11 protein-coding genes are annotated in these 14,336 nt (G+C 43.0%); 4 read left to right on the top strand and 7 right to left on the bottom strand.

The window, feature by feature from the left end; all coding sequences use genetic code 11:
• Positions 1 to 26 precede the first annotated feature (26 nt).
• Together cmoB and Q4592_RS10680 are read right to left on the bottom strand one after the other, a co-directional pair.
• Positions 27 to 1,001, bottom strand: a complete 975-nt coding sequence (cmoB, locus tag Q4592_RS10675; protein ID WP_303512697.1) for a tRNA 5-methoxyuridine(34)/uridine 5-oxyacetic acid(34) synthase CmoB — start codon at positions 999 to 1,001, stop codon at positions 27 to 29.
• 121 nt (positions 1,002 to 1,122) lie between these two features.
• The gene (locus tag Q4592_RS10680) at positions 1,123 to 1,845 is read right to left on the bottom strand and encodes a hypothetical protein (protein ID WP_303512699.1); all 723 of its coding nucleotides are present in this window, start codon (positions 1,843 to 1,845) and stop codon (positions 1,123 to 1,125) included.
• A gap of 117 nt (positions 1,846 to 1,962) precedes the next feature.
• Between Q4592_RS10680 and Q4592_RS10685 the strand changes: the two genes are divergently transcribed.
• The gene (locus Q4592_RS10685) at positions 1,963 to 3,819 is read left to right on the top strand and encodes a methyl-accepting chemotaxis protein (RefSeq protein WP_303512701.1); all 1,857 of its coding nucleotides are present in this window, start codon (positions 1,963 to 1,965) and stop codon (positions 3,817 to 3,819) included.
• A 47-nt stretch (positions 3,820 to 3,866) separates the two neighbouring features.
• On the opposite strand, the gene chrA is transcribed toward Q4592_RS10685, so the two are convergent.
• Entirely contained in the window at positions 3,867 to 5,036 is a 1,170-nt protein-coding gene (gene chrA, locus Q4592_RS10690; protein WP_303512702.1) for a chromate efflux transporter, read from the bottom strand.
• A 121-nt stretch (positions 5,037 to 5,157) separates the two neighbouring features.
• Between chrA and Q4592_RS10695 the strand changes: the two genes are divergently transcribed.
• Together Q4592_RS10695 and Q4592_RS10700 are read left to right on the top strand one after the other, a co-directional pair.
• Positions 5,158 to 6,624 (top strand): hypothetical protein, encoded by a 1,467-nt coding sequence (locus tag Q4592_RS10695; RefSeq protein ID WP_303512704.1) that lies wholly within the window; start codon positions 5,158 to 5,160, stop codon positions 6,622 to 6,624.
• A gap of 52 nt (positions 6,625 to 6,676) precedes the next feature.
• Positions 6,677 to 7,096, top strand: coding sequence for an HIT family protein (locus tag Q4592_RS10700; protein ID WP_303512706.1), 420 nt, complete (start codon positions 6,677 to 6,679; stop codon positions 7,094 to 7,096).
• A gap of 67 nt (positions 7,097 to 7,163) precedes the next feature.
• Here the strand turns inward: Q4592_RS10700 and cmoA are convergent, their stop codons facing one another.
• Entirely contained in the window at positions 7,164 to 7,892 is a 729-nt protein-coding gene (gene cmoA / locus Q4592_RS10705) for a carboxy-S-adenosyl-L-methionine synthase CmoA (protein WP_303512707.1), read from the bottom strand.
• Positions 7,893 to 8,141: 249 nt separating this feature from the next.
• On the opposite strand from cmoA, the gene aspS reads away from it, so the two are divergent.
• Positions 8,142 to 9,902 carry an aspartate--tRNA ligase gene (gene aspS / locus Q4592_RS10710; RefSeq protein WP_303512709.1) on the top strand — a complete coding sequence of 587 codons (1,761 nt, stop codon included), beginning with the start codon at positions 8,142 to 8,144 and terminating at the stop codon, positions 9,900 to 9,902.
• A 69-nt stretch (positions 9,903 to 9,971) separates the two neighbouring features.
• Here aspS and Q4592_RS10715 read toward each other — a convergent pair whose 3' ends face one another.
• The 3 genes from Q4592_RS10715 to Q4592_RS10725 form a co-directional block, all read right to left on the bottom strand.
• A complete protein-coding gene (locus Q4592_RS10715) occupies positions 9,972 to 12,446 on the bottom strand; it encodes a bifunctional diguanylate cyclase/phosphodiesterase (RefSeq protein WP_303512710.1) in 2,475 nt (824 codons plus the stop codon).
• A 75-nt stretch (positions 12,447 to 12,521) separates the two neighbouring features.
• Complete coding sequence (locus tag Q4592_RS10720) at positions 12,522 to 13,703, bottom strand: hypothetical protein (RefSeq protein ID WP_303512712.1); 1,182 nt, start codon at positions 13,701 to 13,703, stop codon at positions 12,522 to 12,524.
• Complete coding sequence (locus Q4592_RS10725) at positions 13,672 to 14,034, bottom strand: substrate-binding domain-containing protein (protein ID WP_303512714.1); 363 nt, start codon at positions 14,032 to 14,034, stop codon at positions 13,672 to 13,674. The genes Q4592_RS10720 and Q4592_RS10725 overlap by 32 nt, the downstream gene beginning before the upstream one ends.
• Positions 14,035 to 14,336: the final 302 nt, after the last annotated feature.

Genomic DNA, 14,336 nt, shown 5'->3' on the forward strand with positions numbered 1-14,336 from the left:
GTTTTAGCATAGCGTATGAAAACTGTTTAGTCTGGATTAATTGCAATTAAAACAGCACGTTTGGGAGCAGGTAGACCTTCTACAGTTTGGCTTTTGTCGTTTGGGTCTAAGTAGTCGTTTAAGGACTCATGGGTCATCCACGAAGTACTGCGTTGCTCTTCGGTAGAGGTTAAATCAACGTCGACAACGCGTACGTCGATAAAGCCTACTTTTTCGAGCCAAAGTTTTAAGGCTGCAGTGCTAGGCAAAAACCAAACGTTTGGCATTTTTCCATAGCGCCCAGCTGGAACCAGTACTTGGTTTTCGTCGCCATCTACCACCAGTGTTTCTAGTACCAGTTCACCGCCTTTATGCAGTTGCTCTTTTAGTTGAATGAGGTGATCCATAGGTGAGCGGCGATGATAAAGCACTCCCATAGAAAACACCGTATCAAAGGCGCGCAATTTAGGTAGTTCTTGAATACCTAAGGGCAATAAGTGCACGCGTTGATCGTTATTGGCAAAGTTACGAATGGCTTCAAATTGCATTAAGAACAAGGTTGATGGATCGATACCGACAACAAACTCTGCATCATCACCTAGCATGCGCCACATGTGGTAACCGCTGCCGCAGCCCACATCTAATACATAGCGGTGTTTTAAAGGAGATATGTGTTTACGCAAACGTTCCCATTTCCAATCCGAACGCCATTCAGTATCTATCTGAATACCGTAAATGTCGAAAGGGCCTTTGCGCCAAGGATGAAGATGACGTAGCAAACTTTCTACTTTTTTACGTTCACCTTCGGGCATGTCTTCAGCTTTACCAATGCTCACGTTATCTTTGAGCTCGATATGTTTAGTGGTTTGCTGAGGGAGTTTATTGAGCACTCGCTGCCAGCGAGGAAAGTCGCCATGCGCATGCTCTTTTTGCCAATCGCCAAGCTGAGCGGGGAGTGTATAGAGCCAGTGTTTTAAGCGGTTTTTGGCAATTAATTGGTAAAAATCAGAGAAATCTATCATTGGTTACAAGAGCTTGATATTGCTTGAGTATATATAATCTTGATTGTAGCAAGTTTTAGCTGGTTCTGGCGAGTAAGCGCTAAACAGAATCGCTATCTCAGTTGTTTGTTATTTTTCTGGCTCACTGGTTAAGGTCAACTTTCAACCAAGCAAGCTGATGCTGACCATTTTCATTGAGAAAGCCGCTATCACAGACATTAAGATCTTTGCTCGCAATTAATAGTGTTTGTTGTTGATGCAGGCGAAAACCCATGTTGTTTAGTTGCGAAATATGCTGATTGTTGACAGGTTTATTGCTATTCAAAAACAACAGTAAAGGGCTGCGGTTAACCACAAAATCATCGTTTAAGACCTTAAGTAAATCTTGTGGTTCATTTACGCTAACGCTCGCTATAGCAAAGGTTTGTTGTTGGTAACGTGCTAAAGCAAAAAACGGTGGCGGTTCTAGCTCATTCTGGTTTGAACTGTAAGCACTAAGCCATTCAAAACTTTTCTCATGCCAAGCGTAGCTATAACGCTTTGTCTTAGACCTGCTTGAGCTAAACGTAATGCTTTTGTTGGGAAACGCAGAATGGCTATAGTTTTGCTTTGAAGCGTCGATAACTAAAGAGGGAAGGTTAGCCACTAAAATACTGTCTTGGACTATTTGCGAAAATTCAGCGCTCCAGCCACCTTGCTGAGCAATGCTGGCTGAGTTACTAACGCTGATAGTGGCCACAGATTGCGGGCAATCGTTGAGTAACAGTGAGTTAAAATCTAATTGTTCTACCTGAACCGCGGCTTTTACGGCAAAGCTTAAGCTCAAATAAACCAAAAATGTGCTGATAATTTTTAGATAAATCATAATTAGTAACATAGGGTTAGTAGATACAAACAAGATGCTAGCACATATTTAAACTAACAATCTTCAATGGCAAGTAATTAAAAGCGGGAAGCTAAAAGAGGGATTTTTATGGGAAACATGTCGATTAAACAGCGTTTAATCTTAACTATTTTGATTTTACTTGCAGTATTGAGTGGCGTACAGGCTTGGTTTCAAGCTCGCACTTTGTCTCAAGAAACCCGCGTTGATATTGCTGGGGATGCCAAGCAACTCGCACAAGCGGCAACTGACCAAGTAAGTTTGTGGTTTGATTCAAAGTTGGCGATTGCCAAAGGCATGACGTCAGATCCCAAAGCTGCAGGGTTTGTGGCTGATTTAGTACAAGCTAAGCAAAGTGGGGATTTCATCTATTTTTACTTCGGTAGTAGCGAAGGAAAAATGACCATGCATGATCCTAATGAAACGCTGCCCGATGGTTACGACCCACGCACTCGCCCATGGTATAAAGGCGCGCAAACTAATGGTTCATTTGTGTCCGACCCATACGTAGACGCTACTTCTGGCCAAATGGTTATTTCGGTAGCGCAAAGGGTGAGTGGCGGAGTTTACGCAGGAGATTTAGGCCTCGATGTAGTGACCGAGCGGGTACTTAACCTTGCCAGCGAGCAGGTATACCCGGTTATCGTTGATAAAGAGGGCTTAGTGGTTATCCACAGTGATAAAGATTTGGTGTTGAAAAAAGCCAGTGAACTGTCGGAACAATTTACAGCGAGTTTCTTTTCCGCTCAAGCAAGCTCATCGAAAATGAGTGATTTGGTGGTTAGCGGTAAAGAAAGCTTTGTAAACGTTACTCCGATTGAAGGTACCGACTGGTATTTGTTGTTTGTCTATGACAAACAAATCGCGATGGCTCCGGTAAGCGCCATGATGAAAAGCTCTATGATTTTTGCGGTGGTGTTATTTGTTATTATTGCGGTGGTGATGCTCAAAGTGATCAGTGCAATGCTAAAACCGATTGAGATTTTAGGTGGGGCGATTGACAAACTGTCATCGGGAGATGGAGATTTAACCAAGCGAATCAATTTAGAACGTAATGATGAAATAGGCTCTCTCGCCGCGGGTATCGACAAGTTTATCGATCAGCTACATGAGTTGATGAAAGAGATCGCTGAAGATGCCGACAGCTTGCAGCGTGCGGCTGCTTTAACCAATAGCTCTACCTCCGCTTCGAATGTTCAAATTGAACGTCAGCAGGGCGAAGTTACTCAGGTAGCGACCGCAGTGAATGAAATGGCTGCAACTGCAAATGAAGTGGCTAATAACGCCGAGCAAACCGCTGAGGCTGCGCGTGAATCAGCTGATTCCTGTGAGCAAGGTAAGGTGCTAATAGGTCGCAACCAACAACAGGTAAATAGCTTGGCTGGGCAATTAGATGGCGCCGCTGAAACGGTACAAGAGCTTGAGCGTAATACCCAAGAAATTAGCGACATTCTTTCAACCATTCAAGGCATTGCTGAGCAAACAAACCTATTGGCATTGAATGCAGCCATTGAAGCAGCTCGCGCTGGTGAACAAGGCCGAGGTTTTGCGGTGGTTGCTGATGAAGTACGTAACTTGTCGCAACGCACCCAAAGCTCAACCGAAGAAATTAAAGCGATGTTAGAACGGCTGCAGGGGAATACCCAAAGTACCGTTAAAACCATGGATGAAAGCCAACAGTTAGTGCAAATTAGTGTTGAAGAAGCCACGAAAGCGGCTGAGATGTTAGAGAATATCACTAACTCGATTACTCATATCAGTGATATGGCGACGCAAATTTCTAGCGCAGCTGAAGAACAACGTGCGGTAACTGAAGAGGTGGGGAGGAATACTCAAGGTATTCAGGATGCCTCGTTAGAGCTGGCGGAGCAGGCTGCTGGGAGTTCGCAGCGAGCCACTGAGCTAGATGCTATTGCCGACAAACTGCATAAAGAGGTTGGCGCATTTAAGTTGTAATGGAATAACGTTTAATTAAAGAGTCTGCTTAATGCAGGCTTTTTTATTTATGCCAGTAACAGTATTCCTGCTCCCCCCAAGCTTAGTAACATGATGTAAAGAGGTAACTTTACGACTCGCAGTAAAAAGAACCCTAATAACGCTAATACAAACTCTAGGTTCGAATGAATCGCGCTAGTGAATATTGGGTTGTAAAGCGCAGCTATCAGTAAACCAACCACCGCTGCGTTAACCATTTGCATTGCTGCAGAAAACTTCGCTTTTTGAGCCAGCGCTTGCCAAGCATCAACAAAAGCCAGTACCAGTAAAAAACCTGGTAGGAAAATGGCAATGGTTGCTAAGCTGGCGTAAACAAGAGGATTTTGTTGGCCGACCACTGCGCCTAAATAACTAGCAATAGTAAACATTGGGCCAGGTACTGCTTGTGCAGCAGCATAGGCGGTTAAAAACTGTTCTTGGTTTACATCCCCAGAAAGTGTTTGTTGCAACAAAGGCAGCACGACATGACCACCACCAAATACCCAGCTACCCGCTTGATAAAACTGACTAAAACTGTGAATGAGAGGATTTAAGTTTAGAAAAGGCAAAAACAGTAGTGCAATAAATACAGCTAAATATCCAAACTTAATGCTACCGGTTTTGTTTGTGATGGTATTGGTATTTGTTGGGGGCTTCGGTATCAATAGCTTTTCATTAAGTGCTAAACCTATCAGTGCGGCAAGAGCCAAACAAACCAGTTGGGTACTAAGTTGTGGGAACAGTAGCAAGCTGGCAGCGGTAACAAAACATGCTCCGCTTAAATACTGATTACTGCAAAACTGCCCATACATTTGTCTTACAGCATCAACCACTACTACCAATGCAGCAATTTTAAGGCCCGCGATTAATCCCATAACAATGGGATTGTTGTTACTGAAGTTGGCGGCCAACGCTAGTACCAGCATCAAGGCTGCCGAGGGCAAGGTAAAGCCAATAAATGCGGCAATTGCACCTAGCTTTCCTGCCCGGTGCAATCCAATAGCAAAACCCACTTGAGAAGAGCCTGGGCCCGGCAAAAATTGGCTAAGCGCGACTAAATTTGCATATTCTTGCTGGGATAACCATTGCTTGTTATCAACAAACTCTTGTTTAAAAAAACCTATATGGGCGGCTGGGCCACCAAAGCTCACTAATCCTAGGCGGAAAAAGGCGCTGAATACTTCAAATATTGCTGTCATAGTCTTGTGTAGGTAAAAGCAAAAGGGCATTTTATGACGGTTTTGTTACAGTTGTATTGCGAACCAATTCCATGTTTTTCGGTATACAATAATGACGATGAATTGAACCCAGGGAGGGATAATGCCTAAACGGTATAAAGTTAATTGCCTAGTGGCTAACTTAAGCGCGTTGTTAACAGCCATGGTTTTGCAAGCATGCAGCATTTCACCTCAAAAGGTCGAGCCCTCCTGTGAGGTTATTTTAAGCAGTGTAGACACGCTGCTGCATGAGCATGTTGGAAGCTTAAAAGGGGAGAGGGTGCATAACCAAGCTTCTTTACGACATAATCGCTTCATACATTTTTTTATCGGCAATCAAGATCTTGCTGAGCCATCAGCGCCTACTCAATCTCAGCTGATTGATTATATGAGCGAACTAGCGGAGCAAGGTCTAAAAGCTGAATGGAAAACGCTTGATGTAGACATAGCCAATGAATGGAAAGCGGAATATCAAATAACTAACCCAGAACAGACAATCGAACAGTGCATAAATGAATTGAATCAGCAGTTAAAAGGTCATTCACGACAAACCGCTGAGTTGCTAGCCACTATTCCTATGGATAATGACTACTCTGCCACTGCTAAGGTGTTTGGCTTATATCCACTAAGTTCGAAGGTATTTGCGAGCGCCATTGAGAAAGAACAACAACATTTAGCTGAGGATTGGTTAGCTGCTAGTCGCTCATCGTTATCTGGATTTACTGCTAAACAAGCGGCCTTATATCTACCGGAGCCAGCGTTAGCTAAAGTGAATGCCACAGATTTACAGCTTGATGCTTTTGGGCAACTCGCCAGTAAACAGCAACAAGCAACCTTATTTAAATGGTATGCACCGCAGTGGTTGATCGAGAACAACACTGCAGACAATGTACCTGGCGTGCCGGTTTGGCAAAAGCAACAATTGGCTTTTGAACACAGTAAACCACTTAGTTTTTCGCATATTACTTACGCTAGGCATAACAACCAAACTACTATCCAGCTCAACTACATTTTATGGTTTAAGCAACGCCCAAAACTTAGCTCAGTAGATTGGGTAGCAGGAGAGCATGATGCTCTCATTTTTCGAATTCACCTGACTAATAAGCTAGAAGTCATTGCCTACGACAGCATCCACCTATGTGGGTGTTGGTATACCTTGATGTTGCCACAGCGGCGTAGCTATCACGCTATTCAAGACAATAAAATAGAAAGTGTACTGATGCATCGCGTTAATGCTGCGGATAAAGTGCGAATAAGTATTAGTGCCGATACCCACCAAATAATTGATTTGCAGCCCACTGGCGACATTGCTGAAGTGGTGGCAAAAACCACCTATACCTTACAACCTTGGCAGTCGCTACTTACCTTAGAAAAAGGCCAAGGATATAAATCAATCTACGACTCTAATGGTTATGTGTGGGGCTCTGAACGTTTTGAACGCTGGTTCTTTTGGCCTATGGGGGTGAAACAGCCAGGAAGCTTGCGTCGTTTTGGTGACCATGCGATTAGTTTTGTTGGCGAGCGATATTTCGATCAAGTCCATTTGTTAGAAGATCTGGGTGTGCAATAATGTTGTTATCTTTAGTTACGTACCGACATTAAACCTATTGGGAATCAATGCAATGAGTTACGACAACAACAATATTTTTGCTAAAATTATCCGTGGCGAAATGGGCTGCCTGAAAGTGTATGAAGACGACCATACCTTAGCCTTTATGGATATAATGCCACAGGCCGATGGCCACACTTTAGTATTACCAAAAGAGTCTGCAGAAACGCTGTTTGAATTGTCGGAAGAAGGCGCAGCAGCTGTTATTAAAACCGTTAAAAAAGTTGCGGCGGCGGTGAAACAGGCGATGAACGCTGAAGGGATTAGCCTAGTGCAATTTAATGGCGCTGCAGCAGGTCAAACGGTGCCTCATTTACACTTTCATATTATTCCTGGCTCTTTAGCCGAAGCGCGCAGCCACGCTCGCGATATGGTTGATAGTGAAACTCTACAACCTTTTGCAGACAAAATTGCAGCGTTGTTAGCTAAGTAGGTATTGTTTCGTAAAAAAGGCGAGCACTATATAGCGCTCGCCTTTTATGATTCTGTGTATCTAGTGACTACTTTATAGCAACCAATGAGCCGAAGTTAAAACACTGAAACCACAGTTCGCTAGCGCTAAAGCCGGCTTCTTTAAATCGTTGCTTGTGTTGCTCAATAGTATCGGGCACAAGTACGTTATCTAAAGAGCTCCGCTTTTGGCTAATTTCCAACTCGCTGTATCCGTTAGCGCGTTTAAAATCTAAGTGTAATTCGCTAATTAGACTCTGAGTAGTTGGTTCAGCGAAATGAAATTTTTCACTCACTATCAATAAACCGCCTTTAACCATTCCGTTGTAGATCTTTTTTATCAAGGCTAAACGCTGTTCTTGCGCAATAAACTGCAGGGTGAAATTGAGCACGACCACAGAAGCATTGCTGATATCTACGTCGCAAATATCATCACAAATAAGCGTTACTGGCACTGAGCCACGAAAAGCATCCAGATGTTTTTGACAACGTTCTAACATGGCGGGGGAGTTATCTACTGCAACAATTTCCACATTGTTGTGTTTAACTCCACGGCGCATGGCTAAAGTCGCTGCGCCCAAAGAGCAACCTAAGTCGTATAACTTAGTGTCGGCTTGATGAAATTGCTCAGTTAAGTGGCCAATGGTGGAAACAATGTTGCTGTAACCTGGCACTGAGCGTTGAATCATATCGGGAAAAACTTCGGCCACTTGGTCATCGAAGCGAAACTCACCCAGTTGGGTAATAGGTTGGGAAAATAGTTTATCTTTGCCTTGCATGGCTAGTTCTCGTGCGGAAAATTCTATGATAATGAGCCAGTAATAGCTCAGTGGGTTATTGTAACCAGCTAAAGCGAGCTTGTCTTTGGCTATTTTAGATGCTTCTATAGATTTATTGCTCTATCGCTATTCTTATTTGTAGCTGCTTTCCTTTATACTATCGCCCTTTCACTAAATAATACTGCATAGCTGATTATTATTTAGGCTGAACATTCATTGAATTTTAAAACGTAAAACGGGAAAGGCCAAATGCGCACTGTTTACTGTGGACAAGTAACCAAAGAGTTAGTTGATCAAGAAATAAATTTAGTTGGTTGGGTAAATCGCCGCCGTGATTTAGGTGGCGTTATCTTTATTGACTTACGTGACCGCGAAGGCATTGTGCAAGTGGTTTTTGACCCAGATCGTAAAGATGTATTCGCTACCGCCAACAGCTTGCGTAATGAGTTTTGTGTCCGGCTTAAAGGCCGCGTTCGTGCGCGTCCAGACAGTCAAGTTAATGCTGACATGACCACGGGTGAAGTTGAGCTACTTGGCTTAGAGCTAGAAATCTTAAATCGCTCTGCACCACTGCCGTTGGATAACAATCAAGATAACTCTGAAGAGCAGCGTTTAAAATACCGCTATTTAGATTTACGTCGCCCAGAAATGAGCCAGCGTATGGTGTTTCGCGCCAAGGTAACGGGTTTCGTTCGCCGTTTTATGGAAGACAATGGCTTCTTAGACATTGAAACGCCAATTCTTACCAAAGCTACGCCAGAAGGTGCGCGCGATTATTTAGTGCCGAGCCGTACTCATAAAGGTCAGTTTTTTGCTTTGCCGCAATCACCACAGATTTTTAAACAATTACTGATGATGTCTGGCATGGATCGTTACTACCAAATCGTTAAGTGCTTCCGTGATGAAGACTTACGTGCCGATCGCCAACCAGAGTTTACTCAAATTGATATTGAAACATCATTCATGAGCTCTGACCAAGTAATGGCCGTGACTGAACAAATGGTTCGTGAATTGTTTGTCTCAATGTTAGACGTTGATTTGGGTGAGTTCCCACAAATGACTTACGCTGAAGCAATGCGTTTGTATGGCTCTGATAAGCCAGATTTACGTAACCCAATGCAATTAGTTGATGTTGCTGACTTGCTTAAAGACGTAGAGTTTAAAGTATTTTCTGGCCCAGCTAACGATGAGAAAGGCCGCGTAGCAGTGTTACGTGTACCGGGTGGTGCAAAGCTTTCTCGCAAGCAAATTGATGACTACGGTAAGTATGTAGGTATTTATGGCGCTAAGGGCTTAGCATGGATGAAAGTGAATGAAGTCGCTGCAGGCGTTGAAGGTCTTCAATCACCTATTCTTAAGTTCCTAAATGAAGAAGTTGCACAAGGCATTGTTGAGCGCACAGCTGCACAAGACGGCGACTTGATTCTTTTCGGCGCAGATAAAGCGAATATTGTTTGCGAAGCGATGGGTGCTTTACGTTTGAAAGTAGGCGAAGATCTTGGCCTAGTATCAGATGAGTGGCGACCGCTTTGGGTTGTTGATTTCCCAATGTTTGAAGAAGTAGATGGTCATTTCCATGCCATTCACCATCCATTCACTGCGCCAGTTGAAGGCGTGAGTGCTGAGGACTTAACCGCTTCACCAGAAGGTGTGTTATCAAACGCATACGACATGGTGCTAAACGGCTGTGAGTTAGGTGGTGGTAGCGTACGTATCCATAAACAAGATATGCAAGCTGCTGCGTTTAAAGTACTCGGTATTAGCGATGAAGAAGCTCAAGAGAAATTTGGCTTCTTACTGGAAGCGCTTCAGTATGGTGCTCCACCACACGCGGGTTTAGCGTTTGGTCTAGATCGCTTAGTAATGTTGATGACCGGTGCAAGCTCTATTCGTGACGTAATGGCGTTCCCGAAAACAGCCACTGCTGCCTGTCCGTTAACTAGTGCGCCAAGTGCTGCTAATCCAGTGTCTTTAACTGAATTAGCCTTAAGCGTTAACTTACCAAAGTAAGCGTTCTTTAAATTGCAAAAAGGCGAGCATAAGCTCGCCTTTTTTAATGTTATAGATTTACTTATTCAGCTAGTGATTGCCATTGGAGTGAGCGCTTGTTTGTGGAATATGAAACAGCGGGTGCAAGTGAATAATGTTGCCACTTTTATCCAATAGCGCGCCTTTTTCATTGCAACGCAAATAAAACTCTAATGCCGCTTCCTTAGTGACTGGGTGACCAAAAAAGTAGCCTTGTACTTTGTCAAAGCCGTTTTGCTTCAACCAATTAGCGTGTTCAAGTGTTTCTACGCCTTCTACCAAAATCTCGTAATCTAGGGTGTACATTAGCTTGCGCATGCTCAGTACAATGTTTTGAGTGGCTACTGAGGTGATGGCATTGTGGCCAAATTCTCGATCAAATTTAATCTTATCGCAGGCAAGGTTGCTAAGGTAACTCAAAGAGGTAAAGCCTTTACCAAAGTCATCAAAGGCAACTCTAATGCCTGCACCTCGAATTTCGTTTAACTGGTTTTTAACTTGCTGATAGTTTTGTACGGCGACACTTTCGGTGATTTCAAGCTCTAACAGATTACTACCGATACTAATGGTTTTATATTTGCTGATCAGCTTTTGAGCGAAATTCTTGTCTTCAAACTGACGGCCACTAATATTAAATGCGATGGTTAAGCCGCTGTAACCTTTAGTATTTAACTCTTCTAATAACGCTAATGACTTATCTATGACCCAATAACCTAGAGGAAGGATATGGCGGCCTGATTCAACGGTATCGAGAAATTGACCAGGGTTCATTAAACCTTGAGTAGGGTGATTCCAACGTAGTAGCAATTCGAAACCAGTGACTGCTTGTTGTTTCATTGAGACTTGCGGCTGTAAGTATAGTTCCAGTTCGTTGTTACTCATGGCATTTTGGAACTGATTTTCAATGGTGAATACCATGTCATTCTGACGGGCTAACTCGATATCGAAGTGGGTACAGCAATTACGCCCTTTACGTTTAGAAGAGTACATTGCTAAATCAGCATATTTAACTAATAACTGCGGCTCGTACTCGGCTTGTTTTGCGGTGGCGATACCAATACTGAGCGTCACCTTCATTGAAACTCCTGAGATGGTAATGTCTCGAGAAATTTCTTGTGCAAGGCTATAGGCAAAACCAAGCACGCTGTCTTTGTCTTTTTTGTTAATCAGCAGCGTGAACTCATCGCCGCCTAAGCGGAAGGTGCTAGATGCAAACTCGCTTAAGCGCATAATGCGTTTAGCGACTTGTACCAACAGTAAATCGCCAAAGTCATGACCTAAGGTATCGTTAATGGTCTTAAAATTATCTAAGTCAATGTAGATAAGGCTTAACTCGTCGCCTTGGCGTTCTGCTTCTTTTAGCGCTTTACTGAGTTGTTCGAGAAAAGCAGTTCGATTTGGCAGTTCGGTAAGTGGATCTTCCATCGCCATTTTCTCCAATACTTTGGTATTGGCGGCAATGCTCGATCGCATTTCAGAGAAACTATCGGCTAGCTCGATAGAAATATGATCAAGTGAGTCAAATTCGTCATTAAATAGGTGCAGGTTGTTTTGCGGTTTGTAGCTCTCATCTTCTAATATCGTTGGCAAGCTGGCAGCGTGATAACGAAGTTTATTTAAGGGACGGCGCATTAGCATTAAGCCAATAGCAATGCTTAAAGCCATGGTGAGCAATAACAAAATAGAAAGCTGGTTTTCGAAGCGGGTTTGCAATTGTATTTGGTCGCTCCAGTCTTTAAGAATAACCAGTTTTAAAGTGCTGCTAGCACTGTTCTTAATGGGATAAAGTTTGCCAACAATGGTTTTGTGTTCAACCTGAAACTCCATATTGGCATGGTGGCGGTACTCAATAGCACTATCAAACCATTGTTGGCTAAGGGCTTGAGTATTGGTCGCCAGTAAAATGCTTTTGTATAAGGGGCGATCTAAATCGACGATGGCCAGTTCAATGTCATCTCGCTGGGTTACTTTGATTAAGGCATCTGCTAACTCAAGTTGAAACGCTAGAATGCCTTGTTCTGAACTACGGGTACGAATAGGCAAAGAGATCCACAAATAGCACATCTCGCTGCATTGTAATAATTGCATGGGTTTAGAACGCAGTGTTACCTGCTCTAATAGCTCTTTGGGGGGCGGAGAGTCAGAGGCGCTGCAGGTGTAATTGTCTACCTCAAAAACCGTACAGCCATTCACAATAGGCAATAACCATTGCAGCTCTGGGAGTTGGCGAGTGAGGTACTTCTCTAATTCACTCATATTCTCCGCTTTACTAAACAAGGTTTGGGCTTCAAACAAGTAGGTAATGCTGTCACTTAATCGTTCTATTTGGTCATTAAATTCTAGCGCGTAGTTGTCTAGGTAGCTGAGCTTAAGTTGTGCTTGCTGATTCTGGTAATGCTCCATTGCGGTGAAACCGAAGATGGAAACAACAAAGCCCGCAGCTAGCACAAGTGCAACGGTCATTTTCAAACGTACGCTAATATAACGTTGTTTTAAATTGATTAAGGGGAACTTACTTAGCTTCATTGGCTATCCCAAGGTTAGTACTTACAGCAACGAAACATTAATAGATTCATTATTAGTTAAGCATAGAGCGATTTATTAAAAGCGGTAGCTAAGTTGTAAGGCGAACAAGCGCCAGTATCGCTCAGGGTTATTGTTTCGTTGTGGATTTAAGTCGTTTACAGGGGGGAGCATTGAGGTACCAACAAACCAGTGATGCTCAAATTTGAGTTGGAAATTCTGGTGAAAATTCCAAGTCGCGCCAATGGCGAAATCTTCTAGGTCTCGTAAGTTCTTTTCTATATCGTCGTCGATAAAGTGGCTGTTATCGTAACGAGCTAGTAGGTTCCATTGTTGGTTGATAATGTAAATCCCTTGAACATAGTAGGCATTCATATCGATGCTTCCGTCAAACAATGGCTCGAGACCTTGAGCTGGTTGGTTTTTCCCTTCTGCATAGGTGCCACCACGGCGCAGAGTAATTTCACTGGTTATTTCAAATTTCTGTTGAGAATACTGTAGAGAACCAATGTATTGATCAGTATCAATAGTAAAATCTAAGGGAAGGTCAAACGGACTTGGGTTTAGTGAATCCTCTAGGTGCATTTTTAAGCGGCGATATTCTAAACCTACATACCAGTTTGCTGTTGGGCGCATAGAGAAATGCAGCGATGTATTCCATTCGCTTTCAAATGTCCCTTCTTGGTCTTGACCAAAAAAACGGCGACTAAAGCTTTCATCAAAGCTTTCCTTACCTATCGACGCTGCAAACTTATATTCTTGACCGCCCAACGAAAAGTAGTCGATGTCCATACGCAATCCGTCGGCTCGCAAGCTTTGCTCTTTCAATATATGTGGGTATACCGACAAAGGTAATACAATGCTTGGTCGCGTAAACGGCACGTCACGTGTTTCTCCATAGATGCCATTGCTAATTTTGAAGCGCCCGAGCTTAAACCCAATATCCCAATCTTCATGGCTAGGGATTTTGTAATTTAAGCTGAGGTAGTCAACTTCAATGCCTGACTCAAACCAATCTCCAGTTTCTTGAGCTATGACCAAGCCTGATACCGACCAGTTTCTATTGATTAGCCAATAGCCACGTAACCCTGCTTCTAATAATGGGCCGCTGTCGCCTGAGTTGTATCCGTAGTAATTATTGGCGTTTACCCCAATATAACTGGCAGAAACAAATCCGCCCCAAGAGACTTTGCCTTGGCCGTATGCAGGAACTGCGATGGTGGATAAACTAGTCAACAATAATAGAATGAAGGTCTTCATTGCTCACCTCTTGGCTGACATATCCAATTGCGTTGGGGTTTTTAATAATGGTATCGAGCATTTCTTGTTCGGAATCTACGATGGTGGGCGCAATAGCTGTACCCGTGTATATTTGGCGTTCCCAAATTCGGCTGAGCTGGTAGGGGAAAAGTTTAAGCGCGTCTAAGCAAAACTGTTTATGCAATTCACTATTATCTTTCATCACGACCAGTTCAATAACTTGTCCGTCGGGCCAATTTTTTTCCCTTAGTGAAAAGATCGAACGAATTTGCTTACTGCTCAATTCAGCTTGTTTTTCTGCATGACTTATCACCCACACCTGTGCGTGCATGGGTATGCTAAAAATGAGTAAGAAAAGAAGCACAGTGACTTTTTTGAGGCTTGAGTTAAGCCGCAACAAGCTAAGTAAACTGTGCCAATAAATTACAATCATAGCCTTCCGTGGTTAGCTTATAACTATTGATAAAATGTTAATTCTCTTAAATATAGGCCAATTTTTTCAATAAGTTAAGTGAAATCATCTTTTGTTTAACATTGCCTAAATATTCGGCAGGAAATTATCCTTAATGGTTGATATTTAATGTAATTATCAATAGTGGTGAGGCTTTGGTGTCTTCTGGGTCTTATATATTT

This window comes from Agarivorans sp. 1_MG-2023 (assembly GCF_030548385.1).
Lineage (GTDB): Bacteria > Pseudomonadota > Gammaproteobacteria > Enterobacterales > Celerinatantimonadaceae > Agarivorans.

Bases quoted from the DNA above. Each gene is read 5' to 3' on its own strand.
- Q4592_RS10695 (WP_303512704.1), top strand. From the start codon at position 5,158: ATGCCTAAACGGTATAAAGTTAATTGCCTAGTGGCTAACTTAAGCGCG.
- chrA (WP_303512702.1), bottom strand. From the start codon at position 5,036: ATGACAGCAATATTTGAAGTATTCAGCGCCTTTTTCCGCCTAGGATTA.
- Q4592_RS10715 (WP_303512710.1), bottom strand. From the start codon at position 12,446: ATGAAGCTAAGTAAGTTCCCCTTAATCAATTTAAAACAACGTTATATT.
- Q4592_RS10700 (WP_303512706.1), top strand. From the start codon at position 6,677: ATGAGTTACGACAACAACAATATTTTTGCTAAAATTATCCGTGGCGAA.
- Q4592_RS10720 (WP_303512712.1), bottom strand. From the start codon at position 13,703: ATGAAGACCTTCATTCTATTATTGTTGACTAGTTTATCCACCATCGCA.
- aspS (WP_303512709.1), top strand. From the start codon at position 8,142: ATGCGCACTGTTTACTGTGGACAAGTAACCAAAGAGTTAGTTGATCAA.
- cmoA (WP_303512707.1), bottom strand. From the start codon at position 7,892: ATGCAAGGCAAAGATAAACTATTTTCCCAACCTATTACCCAACTGGGT.
- Q4592_RS10685 (WP_303512701.1), top strand. From the start codon at position 1,963: ATGTCGATTAAACAGCGTTTAATCTTAACTATTTTGATTTTACTTGCA.
- Q4592_RS10680 (WP_303512699.1), bottom strand. From the start codon at position 1,845: ATGATTTATCTAAAAATTATCAGCACATTTTTGGTTTATTTGAGCTTA.
- Q4592_RS10725 (WP_303512714.1), bottom strand. From the start codon at position 14,034: ATGCACGCACAGGTGTGGGTGATAAGTCATGCAGAAAAACAAGCTGAA.
- cmoB (WP_303512697.1), bottom strand. From the start codon at position 1,001: ATGATAGATTTCTCTGATTTTTACCAATTAATTGCCAAAAACCGCTTA.